Below are 14,966 nucleotides of genomic sequence, written 5' to 3'. Positions count from 1 at the left end.
CGGGGACGGGCCGACGGGGCCTGTGGACAACTCCGGGGGTGTCGGTGCGGGCACCTATCGTGGGCACGGTGGACACAGCGGGTGCAGTGGACACAGCGGGCACACTGGGTGCAGTGGGTGCAGCGGACGTAGTGACCGAGAGTGAACGAGCGCGGTGTACGGGGGGCGGGACGATGGGCGGAACGGGCGGTAGTGGCGGGATGGCAGTGATGGAGAGCGAGGCGCTGGCGGCGCTGCGGCGGGTGTTCGGGTTCGAGGCCTTCCGCGGTGAGCAGGAAGCGGTGATCGAGCATGTGATCGCGGGCGGGGACGCCGTGGTCCTCATGCCGACCGGTGGCGGCAAGTCCCTGTGCTACCAGATTCCGGCCCTGGTCAGACCGGGTACGGGAGTCGTCGTCTCCCCGCTGATCGCGTTGATGCAGGACCAGGTGGACGCGCTGCGGGCGCTCGGTGTGCGCGCCGGGTTCATGAACTCCACGCAGGACTTCGACGAGCGCCGGGTGGTGGAGGCCGAGTTCCTGGCGGGCGAGCTGGACCTGTTGTACCTCGCGCCGGAGCGGCTGCGGCTGGACAGTTCGCTGGAGCTGCTCTCGCGGGGGAAGATCTCCGTCTTCGCGATCGACGAGGCGCACTGCGTGTCCCAGTGGGGACACGACTTCCGGCCGGACTACCTCACGCTGTCCCTGCTCGGGGAGCGCTGGCCGGACGTGCCCCGGATCGCGCTCACCGCGACGGCCACGCACGCCACGCACCGGGAGATCACCGAGCGGCTGGCCATGCCGGACGCCCGGCACTTCGTGGCGAGCTTCGACCGGCCCAACATCCAGTACCGGATCGTTCCGAAGGCCGACCCCAAGAAGCAGCTGCTGGGCTTCCTGCGCGAGGAGCACGCCGGCGACGCGGGCATCGTCTACTGCCTCTCCCGCAACTCCGTCGAGAAGACAGCCGAGTTCCTCAGCCGCAACGGCATCGAGGCGGTGCCCTACCACGCGGGGCTGGACGCGGGGACGCGCGCCGCGCACCAGGCCCGTTTCCTCCGGGAGGACGGCCTGGTCGTGGTGGCGACCATCGCCTTCGGGATGGGCATCGACAAGCCGGACGTCCGGTTCGTCGCCCATCTCGACCTGCCCAAGTCCGTCGAGGGCTACTACCAGGAGACGGGCCGCGCCGGCCGTGACGGGCTGCCGTCCACGGCCTGGATGGCGTACGGACTGAACGACGTCGTGCAGCAGCGCAAGCTGATCCACTCCGGCGAGGGGGACGAGGCCTTCCGGCGGCGGGCCGCCCAGCACCTGGACGCGATGCTCGCCCTGTGCGAGACGGCCGGGTGCCGGCGTTCCCGGCTCCTGGCCTACTTCGGCCAGGACGACGACGCCCCGGCGGGCTGCGGCAACTGCGACACCTGCCTCACCCCGCCGGAGACCTGGGACGGCACCGTCGCGGCCCAGAAGGTGCTGTCGGCGGTGGTCCGGCTGAAGCGGGAGCGCGGGCAGAAGTTCGGCACGGTGCAGATCGTCGACATCCTGCTGGGGAAGCGCACCGCCAAGGTCATCCAGTTCGACCACGACCAGCTGTCCGTGTTCGGGATCGGCGAGGACCTCAGCGAGGGCGAGTGGCGGGGCGTGGTCCGGCAGTTGCTGGCCCAGGGGCTGCTGGCGGTCGAGGGCGACTACGGCACGCTGGTGCTGACCGAGGCCAGCGGGGCGGTGCTGCGCCGGGAGCGTGAGGTGCCGCTGCGCAAGGAGCCGAAGAAGCCGGTGACTTCCCGGTCGGGCTCCTCGGGGTCGTCGGGCTCCGGGCGGGGCAAGGCCAAGGCCGCTGCGGCCGAGCTGCCCGAGGAACTCGTGCCGGCCTTCGAGGCGCTGCGCGCCTGGCGTGCCGAGCAGGCCCGCGAGCAGGGTGTCCCCGCGTACGTCATCTTCCACGACGCCACGCTCCGGGAGATCGTCACGGTCCGGCCCGGTTCGGTGGCCGAGCTCGGCGGGATCAGCGGGGTGGGCGAGAAGAAGCTCGCGACGTACGGGGAGGGCGTACTGGCGGCGCTGGCGGAGCTGGACGGGCGGCAGGGGGCCGAGGTCCGGGCCGGGGCGCAGGGCGCGGCTGCGGACGACGGCGGTTCCGCGCCGGACGACTGGCCGGAGACGGACGCCGAACCGGAGATGGACGACTGGCCGGAGATGGACGCCGAACCGGAGCCGGACGACTGGATGTAGTCCAGCGCAGGACAGGTCCTGGTCCCGGCCGCGTCCCCGGCCTTGCGGGCCGGTACGCCTAGGGCAGGGCGGTGAGGCCCGGGGCGAAGGTGATCAGCAGGGGGAGGAGCGGGACCAGGGCCGCCGCCGTCGTCGTCAGGGCGCGGTCACGGCGGCCGAGGCGGGGTGGGGGCTTCAGCAGGCGGTCGACACGCTCGCCGAGCAGGCGGTGGCTGGAGGCGCAGGACAGGACGCCACGGTGCTGGTTGAGCTCGATCAGCGCCAGTGCCGTGGTCAGGTGGCCGCAGCGGCGGGAGGCGGTGTCGTCGGCGGCCAGTTCGACCAGGCGGTGGGTCTGGTCGCAGAAGTGGGTGAACAGCGGGATGCGGGGGAAGCCGGTGGCCAGAGCGGTGGAGAGGTGCAGCAGCCAGTCGTGATGGGCGTGGGCGTGGCCGCGTTCGTGGGTGAGGACGGCGTCGATCTGGTGGTCGGTGAGGCGGCGCAGGGCACCGGTGGTGACGATCAGCTGGGGCGGGCTGCCCGGCATCCACCAGGCGTCGGGGTACTCGTCCTCCAGCACCAGCAGAGGGCCGCGGGCGGCGGGGAGACCGGCGGGCAGGTCGGGGGCGCGCTCCAGCAGGTGGGCGCGGGCCTGGGCGCGGCGACGGCGGGCGTCGACCAGCTCCCGTACGAGCATGGCCGTGGTCCAGGCGGCACCGCAGGCCAGCAGCAGGGTGAGGGCGGCCGTCCACGGCGGGGCGGCGGACAGGTCGTACGCCGCGGTCACCGCGGGCGGGGCCGGCGCGAAGAGCTGGGCGCGGACGGTGCCGAAGACGGCCGCGGCGCCCAGGGTGAGGGCGGTCACGCAGCACAGCAGGACCGTGGCGACGAGGCACTGCCAGACCCACAGGGCGACCACCGGTTCCCGCTCCGGCCAGTCGGCCCGGGTCAGCGCGCGGGGGACGGGTCCGGCGGCCGTCACGGCGACAACGCTCAGCAGGAGCAGGCAGAAGGTCATGCCAAGGGTTCCGGATCCTGTCGGCGGAAGGGGACTTCGGATCGTGCGGGACGTGCGGGAGCCGCACACCGCCCGGCACCAAGTATGACGGCGAAGGGCGGTGTGAGGCAGGGGGGCGACGAAGATCGGAGGGCGCGCGGAAGGACACCCTGCGGGAGGCACCCCCGAGATCACCGGGATCGACGGAATTAACGGAATTAACGGGATCGGCCCGGCCCGGTCGCCGGGTCAGCCCGCGGGCGTCACCCGCCCCGTGACCTCGCCGAGGCCGACCCGGACACCGTCCGGTCCCGGGGCCCAGGCCGACAGCGTCACCACGTCGCCGTCCTCCAGGAACGTCCGCTTGCCGTCGGGGAGTTCGAGGGCGTCCCGCCCGTTCCACGTCAGTTCCAGCAGGGACCCGCGCTCCCGCTCGGTGGGGCCGCTCACCGTGCCGGAGCCGTAGAGGTCGCCGGTGCGCAGGGAGGCGCCGTTCACGGTCATGTGGGCGAGCTGCTGGGCGGCCGTCCAGTACATGGTGGAGAAGGGGGGCTCGGAGACGACGTGGCCGTTGACGGCCACGGAGATCCGCAGGTCGTAACCGCCGGGTTCCTCGTCCGTGTCGTCCAGGTACGGCAGCAGCCCGTGCGTGCGCCGCGGTGGCGCCACCCGGGCCTCTTCCAGGGCGTCCAGGGGGGTGATCCAGGCCGACACCGAGGTGGCGAAGGACTTGCCGAGGAACGGGCCGAGGGGGACGTACTCCCAGGCCTGGACGTCGCGTGCGGACCAGTCGTTGAGGAGGCAGAGGCCGAAGACGTGGTCACGGAAGTCGCCGAGCGGTACCGGTCGGCCCCGCTCGGACGGCGCCCCGACCACGAAGCCGACCTCGGCCTCGATGTCCAGCCGGACCGACGGACCGAAGACCGGGGCCGGGTCGGCCGGCGCCTTGCGCTGCCCCGAGGGCCGTACGACCTCCGTGCCGGACACCACCACCGTGCCGGAACGGCCGTGGTAACCGATCGGCAGGTGCTTCCAGTTCGGGGTGAGGGAGTCGGCCGCGTCGGGGCGGAAGATCCGGCCGACGTTCCGTGCGTGGTTCTCGGAGGCGTAGAAGTCGACGTAGTCCGCGACGTCGAAGGGGAGGTGCAGGGTCACCGAGGACAGCGGGTGGAACAGCGGCCCGACGGTCTCCCGGTGCGCCGGGACGGTCACCCAGGCGGTGAGCGCCCGCCGCACGTCGGACCAGGCCGTCCGGCCCGCCGCCAGCAGCGGGTTGAGGGTCGGGCGGGCGAGCAGGGAGGCGTACGGGGAGCCCAGGGCGTGTGCTGCCGCTCCGGCGTCGAGGACGTGATCGCCGAGCCGGACGCCCACCCTCTGCTCGGTCGAGCCGGGGGGAGAGAACACGCCGTACGGCAGATTGTGCGGGCCGAAGGGATCGCCCTCGGGGACATCGAAGGGGGGCATCGGGTGCTGCCTCGCTTTCGTGTGCGCAGGTGCTCTGGTGCTCTGGTGCTTCACGTGTTCGTGGTCGTGCCACACGTTACGGGTGCCGCGGTGCTCTTGGGCAGAGGCGGAGGGACGGGTCCGGGGCGACGGGCGGCGGAGAGGAGGGGGCATGTGCCGCTTCCTCCTGCGTACCGGAAGTTATCCACAGGACGCGACGCAATCTTGACGGAGCGGTGCGAACAGGGCGACTCTGGGCGGGTGCCGGAAGGCCTCGGGGAGGGGGCGTTCCGATGGCACATCAGGGGGACGGATGGCCATAGGGGAGGCCGGTCCGGGCTCGGCGCGCTCTGGCTCGCAGCCGAAGAGGCTGGAAGAGGTCATGCGCGGCCGGCTCGGCCGGGAATGCGTGTACGTGCCGTCATGCAGGTTCGGGCTGTTCGTGGCGTTGCGCCACTGGTGCCCGCCCGGCGGCAGGGTGTTGATGTCGCCGGTCAACGACGACGTCATCTTCTTCGTGGTGCTCGCGGCGGGGCTGCGCCCGGTGCAGGCGCCGCTGAACCCGCTCGACGCGTCCATCGACACCGATGCCGTGCCCGAGGAGGTGTGGGGCTCGCTGTCCGCCGTACTGACCACGAATCTGTACGGCAACCCGGATCCGGCCCCGGAACTGCGGTCCCGTTGCGATGTGTTGGGCATCCCGCTGTTCGAGGACGGGGCGCACGCGATCGGCAGCGAGGTCGGCGGGCGGCCGGTCGGCGCCTGGGGCGACGCGTCTGTTTTCAGCCTTTCCAAGCACGTCGGCGCCCAGACGGGGGGCATTCTCGCGCTGGCCGACCCGGGCCGGAGCGCAGCGGTGCGGGAGGCCTGCGCCGAACTGCTCGCCCCGCGCCGGATGGCGTCCGAACTCACCTACGCGGTACGGCCGTACGCCGAGGCCGCGGTGCGGGGACTCGGGCTGCGCCGGGCGGCCTGGGCCGCGATGGGGCGGCTGGGGCTGACGGAGCGTGAGGGGATCCGCATGCCGCTGCGTCCGGACGCGCTGGCCGACGCGGTGCGCTCCGCCCCGGATCTGGCCGCGCACGATCCCTGGGTCAGGGTCGACATGCACGACTACCGGCTGACGCCCGGCCCTGTGCGCCTGCGCCGGGTCCGGCGCGGGCTCAGGCGGCTGGACGACGTCCTGGCGGCCTCCCGCGCGGGTACGGAACTGCTGCTGTCGACGCGGTGGGCCCGGCCGCGTCCGGGCGGTGCGGCGCAGCCGCTGTTCCGGGTGCCGCTGCTCGTGGCGGACCGGGACGCCGCGATCGAGGCGCTGGCGCGGCGCGGCATCGTCGTCGGCTACCTCTACGATCCGCCCCTGGACGACTACGCGGGAGCGGAGTTCACGGACCCGTCGCTCGCGCCCGAGGGCGCTCGCTGGTTCGCGCGGCACGCGCTGCCGGTGGATCCGCTGCGGGCACGGGAGGCCGTCGAGGTGCTGGAACGGTCCGGGGCGCGGCCGGCCGAGCCGCCCGGGGCACGGGCCGAACCGGAGACGGCGGAGGAACCGGAGACGGCGGAGGAACCGGAAGGGTCAGCGGCACCGGAGGGGCCGGCGCGGCGCGGGGCGGTACGGCCGGGGGACACGGTGAGAGGGCTGGGGCCGCCCCGTGACTGAGATCCAGGTGCACGAGCCCGCCGTGGTACGCGGCGGCGGCGCCCCCGAACCCGCCGACCGCAGACCCGGCTCCGACTCGCTGTTCAAGAACGCCTACTTCCTGATGCTCAGCACCGGCGTCTCCGCGGTCCTCGGGCTGGGCTTCTGGCTCGTGGCCGCGCGCTACTACTCCGAGGAGGCGGTCGGCCAGGGCTCCGCCGCCATCGCCGCGATGCGGCTGCTCGCCAGCATCACCGCGACCACGATGATCGGTGCCGTGGTCCGCTTCGTGCCGCGTGCCGGCCGCGAGACCGGGCGTCTGGTGTGGAGCGTGTACGGGGCGAGTTCGCTGGTCGTCGCCCTGGCCGCGGGCGTCTTCCTGCTCACGCTGGATCTGTGGGGCGCGTCGTACGAACCCCTCGGCACACCGCTGGCGGGCGCGCTGTTCGTCGCGGCGTGCGTGGCGTGGGCGCTGCTCACCCTGCAGGACGGGGTGCTCACGGGCCTGCGGAAGACGGAGTGGGTGCCCGTCGGGAACGCCGTCTTCTCCACCGGGAAGCTGGTCCTGCTGGCCGTCTTCGCGAGCGCGCTGCCGGTACTGGGCATCTTCGTGTCCTGGGCCGTGGCGATCGCGTTCTCCACGCTGCCGCTCGGCTGGCTGATCTTCCGCCGGCTCGTTCCGCGTCAGGCCGCCGCCGACCGTGACCGGGAACCGCCCAAGGTCCGGGACATGGGCCGTTTCCTGGCCGGAGACTCGCTCGGCGCCCTGTTCAGCCTGGCGATGATCAACCTGCTGCCGGTGATGGTCGCGGTGCGCTTCAGCGCCGCCGACAACGGCTACTTCTACGTGGCGTACACCGTCGGCGGCACCATGGAGTTCATGGCCATCAACATGGCCTCGTCACTCACCGCCCACGCCTCGCACGACCCACGGCAACTCGCGGAGGGGGTCCGGGGGGCACTGCGCCGGATGACGTTGCTGCTGGTGCCGGTGGTGCTGGTGCTCGTGGTCTTCGCACCGCAGATCCTCACCCCGTTCAGCGCGGACTACGCCGAGCACGGCTCGGCCGTACTGCGGCTGCTCGCGCTCGGTGCGCTGCCCCGGGTGGTCGTGGAGCTGTACATCGGGGTGCTGCGGGTGCAGGGGCGCACCGGTGTGCTCGCCGCCCTCCAGGGGGCCATGTGCGTGCTGGTACTGGGCAGCGCGGCCGTGCTGTTCAGCTCCGCGGGGATCGCGGGGGCCGGGTGGGCGGTGCTGATCAGCATGATGTTGATCGCCGTCGTCTCGGTGTTCGGACTGCGGTCGGCGCTGCGCGGCACGCACGGCGGGCCCCTGGAGCAGGACGGGCCGGACCGGGCCGCCCCGGCTCCTGCCGGGTCCGCCTACGGCACCCGCTGGGCGAAGCTGAACGCCACCGCCGGGTACGGCACGGGCTGGGCCCGCCGGGCCGCCCACGAGGGCAGGGCGGGCCCCGGGCAGGGCGGCGACGACACCGTCACGTTGTTCATCGGCCGCCCCGGTTACGAACGGGAGGCGCTCCAGGCGGACACGCTGGCGTTCATCGTGCGGCCCCGCCCCGTCGACGCGGACGGGCGGGGGGACGCGGAGGAGGCCACCGGCCCCGGGGCGGGGGCGGGAGCCGGGGAGACGCCCGCTCCACGGGACGCACCGGGCCGGGACGACGCACCGCATGAGCGGCACGGGCCGCACGGGCCGCACGAGACGGAGAAACACGAGGAGCGGAAGAAGTACGAGGAGTCCGCGGAGCGGAGGGAGCGGCGGTCCGCGGGAGACGCGCCGCGGGACGGTGTGGAGGACGTTCGCCCCGCCTGGGCCGGTGCACGCCGTGTGCTCCCGTCGTCGTCGGCCGGTGACGAGACCGAGCGGCGCCTGCGTGACGTCCTCTGGGTGCTGCTCGGACTCGCCACCGTCGTCTTCTGGGTGTCGGTGCGCTCGCTGCCCCGGTTCGACGGATCCGAGCGGGAGGAACCGGGAGAACTGACGGGACGCCTGTTACTGGAAGGGCTGCCGCTCTCGGCGCTCGCCGCCGGGGGAGTGCTGCTCCTGGTCTTCGTCGCCTCGGTGACGCTGTGCACGCGGCCCGACCCCTGGCTCCCCGGCACCGCGCTGGGCTCCGCCCTGTCCGCCCTGTACGCCGCACCTGTCGTCCTCGGCCGGGAACCGAGACCGGTGGGCGGGGCGTTGTACTCGCAGCCGGCCGTGTTCCTCGCGGACGCGATGGGACTCGCCGGCCCCGAGCCCCTGCTGCGCTGGACACCGCCGGTCTGCCAGCTGCTGTGTCTCGTCCCGCTGTGGCTGCTGTCGGCGCGCGCGGGCGGCAGGCTGTCCTGGCCGGGGCGCTGGGGGGCGCTGTATCTCGTCGCCGTGGCCGGCTGGGTGTGGCGGGACGCGCTCGCACCGGTGGCCCCGCCCCTGCTCGGCGCGCTGCTTCTCCTGCTGCCTCTCCTCCACCTCCCGCCGCTGCGCCGTGCCGTGTCGGCGGCACGGCCGCCCGGCCGCGGAGAACCGAACGGCTGAACCAACGACCGACCGAAACGACCGATCACGTTCCGGAGCCGAACCGTCAGGGGGGAACCACCGTGCGTCCGCCAGCCACTCCACGCGAGAGACCCGCGTCCGAGCCCGTACCCGGGAGCACATCGGCGTCGGCCACCCCTGCCGGACCGCCTGCGCGGACCGGGTCGCACAGCGAGTCACCCACCGAGTCGCACAGCGAGTCGCGGACCGATGCGCGGACCGATCCCTCCTCGGAGTCGTCGACCCCCGCCCATGAGCCCGTGACGGATCTTTCCGACCTGCCGCCCTTCTGGTCCGTGCCCCGTGCCCTCGCGCTCCGGCCCGCGCTACCGCTGGTGACGGCGCTGGCGCTGTGGCTGTACGCGGTCCGGCACACCGATGTGTCGCACCTCGACGACTACGGCCTGGTCGCCGCGCTCCACCCGGGCTTCTGGGCCGGCCTCGCCGTGCTCACCGCCGGTTTCTGGTTCACGGTCCGCGACCCGCGGCGGCCCGGCGGCTGGTCCGCCGCGTACGTGCTCGGCCTGCTGGTGATGGAGCGGGCCACCCAGGCCGTGCTCTACCCGACCCCGCTGTACGCCTGGGCGTGGAAGCACGACGGCGTCGTCGACCACCTGCTGACGGCCGGCGGGCTCCAGAACGCCGACCAGATCGGCGACATGGCGGTCTACGACCAGTGGCCGGGCTTCTTCGCCGCGCAGGCGGCGCTGGTGCGGCTGCTGGGCGTGGACTCGGCGGCGATGTACATGGCGTGGTGGCCGCTGGCGTCCAGTCTGACGCTGCTGCTCCCGCTGCTGCTGATCTACCGCACCTTCACCGAGGACCGGCGACTGATCTGGACCGCGGTCTGGCTCTTCCACGTCGCCAACTGGGTGGGCCAGGACTACTTCTCCCCCCAGTCCGTCGCCTTCGCGCTGCATCTCGGTGTGCTGGCCGTGGTGCTGCGCAGATACGGCCGTTCCGGTGAGGGCGGCGGGCGGCGCGGGCAGGCCGTCTGGACCGCCCTGGTCACCCTGCTGGTGACGGCGATCGTCATCTCGCACCAGCTCACCCCCGGCATGCTGATCGTGTCACTGCTCGCGTTGTGGCTGCTGCGCCGCCACCGGGACTGGGTGCCGGTGGCCACCACGGTCGTCATCTTCCTGGCCTGGTGTCTGACGGCCGCGCTGCCCTTCCTGTCCGCCGCGCTGCCGGACATGGTCCGCGCGGTGGGCGACGTCGGCGGCAACGTCGAGACGGGGTACGGCGCCACCCCGACCGGCACCGGGGCGGTGGTGACCTCGTGGGCGGCCCGGCTGCTGTCGGGTGCCGTCCTGCTGCTGGCGGTGGCCGGAGTGTGGCGGCAGCCCGTGCTGCGGTACCGCGCGATGCCGCTGCTGGTGATCACGGCGGCACCGCTGCCGATGTTCGTGGCGAGCAGCTACGGCAGCGAGATGGTCTTCCGGGTGCTGATGTTCATGCTGCCCGGCGTCGCCTTCTTCGGCGCCGCCGCCCTGCTGCCCAAGGTGCGTACCCTCGCCGCCACCGAGGCGGCGGCGGAGGCGGCGGCCGAGGCCCGCCGGAAGGGCGAAGCCCGTACGCGCCGCGGCTTCGGCCTCCGCAGCGGCTTCGGCGTCCGGGTCTGGGGCCCGCTGCCGGTGCTGCTCGCCGGAACCCTGGCGTTCGTCCCGAGCTACTCGGGCAAGGACAGGATCAGCTACTTCCCGCCGCAGGAGGTGGCCCTGGTGCAGCGGCTCTTCGACGAGGCGCCCGAGGGCTCGCTGGTCGTCGCCGCCAACCGCAACTACCCGCTCGCCCACGCCTCGTACGGGAGCGTCGACCACTACTGGTTCCTCGAGGACGACCGGAGGCACGTCGACGAGATCGTGCGGGACCCGGCCCGCACCCTCGCCACCGACATGGCCGGGGTGGAGCCTCCCGCTCGGGCCTACTTCCTGTTCACCCAGGGCCAGTCGGCCAACTCCGAGATGAACGGGCAGCTCACCGGGGCCCAGCTGGACCGTATCCGGGAGGCCGTCGCCGCGTCGCCGCGGTTCCGGCTGGTGGCGGAGACCGGCGCGGGAGTGGTCTACGAGCTGAGACAGACAGAGGACGACGGAGCAGGGGACGGCGGAGCAGGGGACGACAGAGCGAGCGCAGGGGACGGCGGAGCAGAGGGGGCGGGGCGATGACACCGCAGGACTTCGTGATCAGGATGCTCCCGCCGTTCGGCGGCTGGCTGGCGCTGGCCGCGCTCGCCCTCCCCGGCGGATCGCCGCTGCGGGGTGCGGCCGTCGTCGTCTTCCTGGCGGCGGGGCCCGGTGCCGCCCTGGTCGGCCTCTGCGGCCCCGCCCTGCGCATACGCACGGCGCGGGGGCCCGTCGAGCAGCGCGCCCCCGACTTCGCCCGCCACTCCGACCTGCTGGAACGACTGATGCTGGTCGTGTTCGTCAGCATCGGCGCGGTGATGATCGTCGCGACGGTGCTGATCGCCACCCATGCCTTCAGCGCGCAGCGCGTGCTGCTGGCCCTGACGCTGCTCACCACGCTCGCCGCCTTCTTCCCGCGGCTGCGTGCCTCCCCGCCGAGGACACGGAAGGGTTCCGCCCTGTGAGGTTCGCCCGTCCCTTTCACCGTATCGCCGCCGCCCTGCGCCGCGCCCGGCGTTCCACCGGTACGAACACCACCGCGCACCCGGGGCCCGGCACCGGCACCGGTCGGCACCGCACCCCCGGAGCCAGGTCGGCCGCGAGCCGCCGGCGGCCGTTGATCACCTCCGTCGCGGTCGTCTGCGCGGTGCTGGTCGCCGTACTCGCGCTGCGCGACGCCTCCGGGCCGTCCGGTTCGGAGCCCTCCGGAATGGGCGAGGAGTGCCGGCCCACGGAACTGCTCGAACCGCCGTGCGGCGCCTGGTTCGGGGCGTTCGTGCCGCACGAACGGGCCGACCTGGAGGAGAGGGTGAGGGCCTACGAGCGGAAAGTGGGCCGCAAGCTCGACATCGTGTACACGTACCACGACATGTCCCTGCCCGAAGGCGCCCGCAGGGAGGGGCAGTTGCTGAGCCCGGAGGAACAACGGGTCGGCGAGGACCGCATGCTGCTGCTGTCCTGGGAGAGCAAGTGGTGGGGCGGCACGAAGGGACAGCAGCCGACGTGGAAGGAGATCGCCGACGGCGGCCTGGACGCGACCGTGATCGACGTCCAGGCCCGGCGCGTCAAGGACTACGGGCAGCGCACCGGGAAGAAGGTCTTCCTCTCCTTCGACCTGGAGATGGACACGCGCACCCCGGACAACGGCACGCCGGCCCAGTACGTGAAGGCGTACCGGCACATCCACGACCGGTTCCGGGAGCTGGGCGTGGACAACGTGGTGTGGACCTGGATCGTCACCGGGTACCTGAACCACGGTGACCTGTTCAAGGGGATGTACCCGGGGGACGAGTACGTCGACTGGATCGGCTACAACCAGTACAACTACTACCGCTGCCACAAGACGAAGTGGCTGACCTTCGAGCAGACCCAGACGGCCACGCACGACTGGATACGCGAGAACATCTCCGCCGACAAGCCGTTGATGCTCTCCGAGTTCGGCTCGGCGGCCGACGACTCGCGACCGGAGCGGCAGGCCGAGTGGTACGCGCGGGTGCCGCCCGTCCTGAAGGGGCTGGACGGGGTCAAGGCCGCGCTCCAGTGGAACTACCGCGATCCCGGACCGCACTGCGATCTGGCCGTGGCCAACGAGGCGGCGTGGGAAAGCCTGCGCGAGGTGGTGTCCGACCCGTACCTGAACCAGCCGACGAAGTGACCTGACCGGGCGGCCGCCCCGGCACGGCCGCGGCGGCCCGCCGGAGCGGCCCGCCGCGGTGACCGCCGGAGCGATGCTCCGAAGACGACCGCCGGAGCGACGGTCCGAAGACGACGGCCCGAAGACGACCGCCCGGGTCCGTTCAGCCCGCGAACTCCGCTCCGCGCAGGGTCGCTCGGGCGTGCCGGTACCAGCGCCAGCCGATCGTCTTCGGGCCGTCGCGGTAGGGGGCGACCCGGGCGCCGCCGCCCGCCAGCCAGGTGGTGACGTCGGCGAGGGTGTGGCCGCGGCGGACGATGAGACGGGCGATGCGGTAGCGCTCGTCGCGGTCCGAACTGAGCGCGTGCCGTACCGCGGTCGCCGTCTCGTAGCCGGCGCGGGACGCCATGGCCCGCACCCGGGGGCTGTTGTAGCCGTGCGGGTAGGCGAGGTGGGGGACGGGATGGCCGAGGGCGTCCTCCAGCACGGCCTTGGAGTCGACCAGTTCGGCACGCAGCCGCCCGGCGGTCAGGGTGTCCAGCTGGGCGTGGCTGACCGTATGGCTGCCGATCTCCATGCCGGAACGTTCCAGCTCCGCCACCCGGTCCAGGGTCATCATCGGCGCCGGCGGGAGCAGGCTGCGGCCGCCCGGGGTGATGGCGCCGGTGGTGAGGTACGCGGTGGAGGGCAGGGCGCGTTCGGCCAGTGCCTCCGCGGTGGGGCCGGGCAGATCCGCGAAACCGTCGTCGAAGGTGAGGAGCACCGGACGGGGCGGCAGCGGCGCGCGCCCGGCCAGATGGTCGGCGAGCGCGCTGATGGTGACGGGCGTGCGGCCGCTGTCCACGACGGCGTCCAGATGGGCCGCGAACTCCCGGGGCGTGACGGTGAACTCGGCGATCCAGTCGGGCGGATCGTCCGTCACGGCGTGGTAGAGGAAGACGGGGACGGCCGCCGGGCCCTGCGAGGACGCCGTCATCTCGTCCCCCTCCCCGTCGTCCGGCTCCCTGCCGTCCGCCGGGCCCGCAGATAGCCGACCGGGCCGTACAGCATCCCCTTGCGCTGCAGACGCGAGAGGCGGCGCGGCCAGGGATGCGTGCGGGTGTCGTGGTCGCCCGGTGCGGCCCCCCGGTCACCGGGGGCATCCCCGCCGGTGTTCCGTACGGCGGTCAGCCCGCGGGCGTGGGACAGGCCGCGGGGCACCCGGGCGAGGAACGCCGGCAGCAGGGCGGGCCGGTTGACCAGGATCGCGGTGAGGTAGGCGGTGAGTCCGGCGCCGTAGCCGAACGCCTGGGTCTCCAGGTCGGCCCAGCTCTCCCGGTGGTGGTGCCACACCAGCGCGCCGGGCGTGTAGTGAAGCCTGTGCCCCTGGGTGAGGACCCGGACGAACCCGTAGAGGTCGTCGCCGCCCCGGGCGGGCGTCCCGGCGCCGGTGGCCGGGTCGAAGCCGCCGACCCCGCGCAGCACCTCCGCACGGAACGCCATGTTCGCACCGGAGCCGAACCGGCCCGCGGTGAAGGGGAACAGCGGCTCGTCCCGGGGCGGGTCCTTCGGGTCGTACGTCGTCGGGGTGAACCCCTTCGCGAAACCGCCGTGGCTCTCCAGCAGGACCTGGGCCGGGGTGCGGAGCCGGGCGGGCAGGATCAGGCCGGTGGCGCAGCCGAGTCCGGGATCGACGGCGAAGGGCGTGGTCAGCTCGGTGAGCCAGCGGGGGTCGGCGACGACGTCGTCGTCGGTGAACGCGACCACCGTGCCGAGGGCGGCGGCGAGCCCGGTGTTGTGCGCGGTCGCGAGTCCGGCGACCGGTTCGCAGACGTACCGCACGCGCTCCCCGTACTTCCGCTCCACCAGGTCACGCGTCTCGTCCGTCACGGGTGCGTTGTCGACGACGACGATCTCGAAGTCCGGATGGTCCTGTGCGAGGAGCGAGTCGAGCGCGCGGGTGAGCTGTCCGGCCCGCTCCCGGGTGGCCACGACGACCGAGGTGTGGGGCGGCGGTCCGGTGGCCCCGGACCTCTCCGCGACCCGCCCCTGCCCGCGCTCCTCGGCCGGCTCCTGCCCGTGTTCTTGCCCGTGCTCCTGCCGTGCGAGTGCCGTCAGGACCGTTGCCGGATCGGCCCCCTCCGGCACCCGCCCCAACAGCGTGCCCACCGGCCGTCCGGCCCGCCTGACCAGGACGAACACCTCTCCGTGCGTCACCGGTGGGCTGCCCGGGCCGGGTCTGAGGGCGGCCTCCTCACCGTTCAGGTCCAGTTCGGCGACCTGAACCGCTCCGATGCCCAGGAACCGTTGTATCTCCTCCTGCGTACGTGCCGTACGGGCCATGAGCCCTTCCCCTCCTCATGAACGCTCCTCATGAACGGTCCTCGCGAACTGCCCTTACGAACTGTCCCCACG

Annotated in this window: 10 protein-coding genes; 6 read left to right on the top strand and 4 right to left on the bottom strand. The window is 73.1% G+C overall.

Translation table 11 applies throughout. The annotated features are described in order from the left end of the window. Positions 1–200 precede the first annotated feature (200 nt). Positions 201–2,213: a DNA helicase RecQ gene (gene recQ, locus PYS65_RS15290; protein ID WP_279334507.1), complete on the top strand. Its 2,013-nt coding sequence runs from the start codon at positions 201–203 to the stop codon at positions 2,211–2,213. 58 nt (positions 2,214–2,271) lie between these two features. Here the strand turns inward: recQ and PYS65_RS15285 are convergent, their stop codons facing one another. Both PYS65_RS15285 and fahA read right to left on the bottom strand, forming a co-directional pair. After that, complete coding sequence (locus PYS65_RS15285; RefSeq protein ID WP_279334506.1) at positions 2,272–3,210, bottom strand: M56 family metallopeptidase; 939 nt, start codon at positions 3,208–3,210, stop codon at positions 2,272–2,274. A 228-nt stretch (positions 3,211–3,438) separates the two neighbouring features. Beyond that, on the bottom strand, positions 3,439–4,653 hold the full coding sequence (gene fahA / locus PYS65_RS15280; protein ID WP_279334505.1) for a fumarylacetoacetase: 1,215 nt from the start codon (positions 4,651–4,653) through the stop codon (positions 3,439–3,441). Positions 4,654–4,945: 292 nt separating this feature from the next. On the opposite strand from fahA, the gene PYS65_RS15275 reads away from it, so the two are divergent. The 5 genes from PYS65_RS15275 (at position 4,946) to PYS65_RS15255 (ending at position 12,593) form a co-directional block, all read left to right on the top strand. Then, positions 4,946–6,292 carry a DegT/DnrJ/EryC1/StrS family aminotransferase gene (locus PYS65_RS15275; protein ID WP_279334504.1) on the top strand — a complete coding sequence of 449 codons (1,347 nt, stop codon included), beginning with the start codon at positions 4,946–4,948 and terminating at the stop codon, positions 6,290–6,292. Then, the gene (locus PYS65_RS15270; RefSeq protein WP_423836089.1) at positions 6,285–8,810 is read left to right on the top strand and encodes a lipopolysaccharide biosynthesis protein; all 2,526 of its coding nucleotides are present in this window, start codon (positions 6,285–6,287) and stop codon (positions 8,808–8,810) included. Before PYS65_RS15275 ends, PYS65_RS15270 begins: the two co-directional genes overlap by 8 nt. Before the next feature lie 260 nt (positions 8,811–9,070). Beyond that, positions 9,071–10,981 carry a glycosyltransferase gene (locus PYS65_RS15265; RefSeq protein WP_279334503.1) on the top strand — a complete coding sequence of 637 codons (1,911 nt, stop codon included), beginning with the start codon at positions 9,071–9,073 and terminating at the stop codon, positions 10,979–10,981. Continuing rightward, positions 10,978–11,403 carry a hypothetical protein gene (locus PYS65_RS15260; protein ID WP_279334502.1) on the top strand — a complete coding sequence of 142 codons (426 nt, stop codon included), beginning with the start codon at positions 10,978–10,980 and terminating at the stop codon, positions 11,401–11,403. The genes PYS65_RS15265 and PYS65_RS15260 overlap by 4 nt, the downstream gene beginning before the upstream one ends. Beyond that, a complete protein-coding gene (locus PYS65_RS15255) occupies positions 11,400–12,593 on the top strand; it encodes a glycosyl hydrolase (RefSeq protein WP_279334501.1) in 1,194 nt (397 codons plus the stop codon). The genes PYS65_RS15260 and PYS65_RS15255 overlap by 4 nt, the downstream gene beginning before the upstream one ends. 142 nt (positions 12,594–12,735) lie before the next feature. Here PYS65_RS15255 and PYS65_RS15250 read toward each other — a convergent pair whose 3' ends face one another. Beyond that, on the bottom strand, positions 12,736–13,548 hold the full coding sequence (locus PYS65_RS15250; protein ID WP_279334500.1) for a polysaccharide deacetylase family protein: 813 nt from the start codon (positions 13,546–13,548) through the stop codon (positions 12,736–12,738). Then, positions 13,545–14,894 carry a glycosyltransferase family 2 protein gene (locus PYS65_RS15245; RefSeq protein WP_279334499.1) on the bottom strand — a complete coding sequence of 450 codons (1,350 nt, stop codon included), beginning with the start codon at positions 14,892–14,894 and terminating at the stop codon, positions 13,545–13,547. Before PYS65_RS15245 ends, PYS65_RS15250 begins: the two co-directional genes overlap by 4 nt. Positions 14,895–14,966 lie beyond the last annotated feature (72 nt).

Origin of the sequence: Streptomyces cathayae, assembly GCF_029760955.1 — a bacterium.
GTDB lineage: Bacteria > Actinomycetota > Actinomycetes > Streptomycetales > Streptomycetaceae > Streptomyces > Streptomyces cathayae.
The sequence above is the reverse complement of the archived record's forward strand: the minus strand, read 5'-3'. Positions and strand labels throughout refer to the sequence as shown.

Excerpts from the sequence above, each read along its gene's own strand:
- PYS65_RS15275 (WP_279334504.1), top strand. The coding sequence starts at position 4,946 with ATGGCCATAGGGGAGGCCGGTCCGGGCTCGGCGCGCTCTGGCTCGCAG.
- recQ (WP_279334507.1), top strand. The coding sequence starts at position 201 with ATGGCAGTGATGGAGAGCGAGGCGCTGGCGGCGCTGCGGCGGGTGTTC.
- PYS65_RS15245 (WP_279334499.1), bottom strand. The coding sequence starts at position 14,894 with ATGGCCCGTACGGCACGTACGCAGGAGGAGATACAACGGTTCCTGGGC.
- PYS65_RS15260 (WP_279334502.1), top strand. The coding sequence starts at position 10,978 with ATGACACCGCAGGACTTCGTGATCAGGATGCTCCCGCCGTTCGGCGGC.
- fahA (WP_279334505.1), bottom strand. The coding sequence starts at position 4,653 with ATGCCCCCCTTCGATGTCCCCGAGGGCGATCCCTTCGGCCCGCACAAT.
- PYS65_RS15285 (WP_279334506.1), bottom strand. The coding sequence starts at position 3,210 with ATGACCTTCTGCCTGCTCCTGCTGAGCGTTGTCGCCGTGACGGCCGCC.
- PYS65_RS15250 (WP_279334500.1), bottom strand. The coding sequence starts at position 13,548 with ATGACGGCGTCCTCGCAGGGCCCGGCGGCCGTCCCCGTCTTCCTCTAC.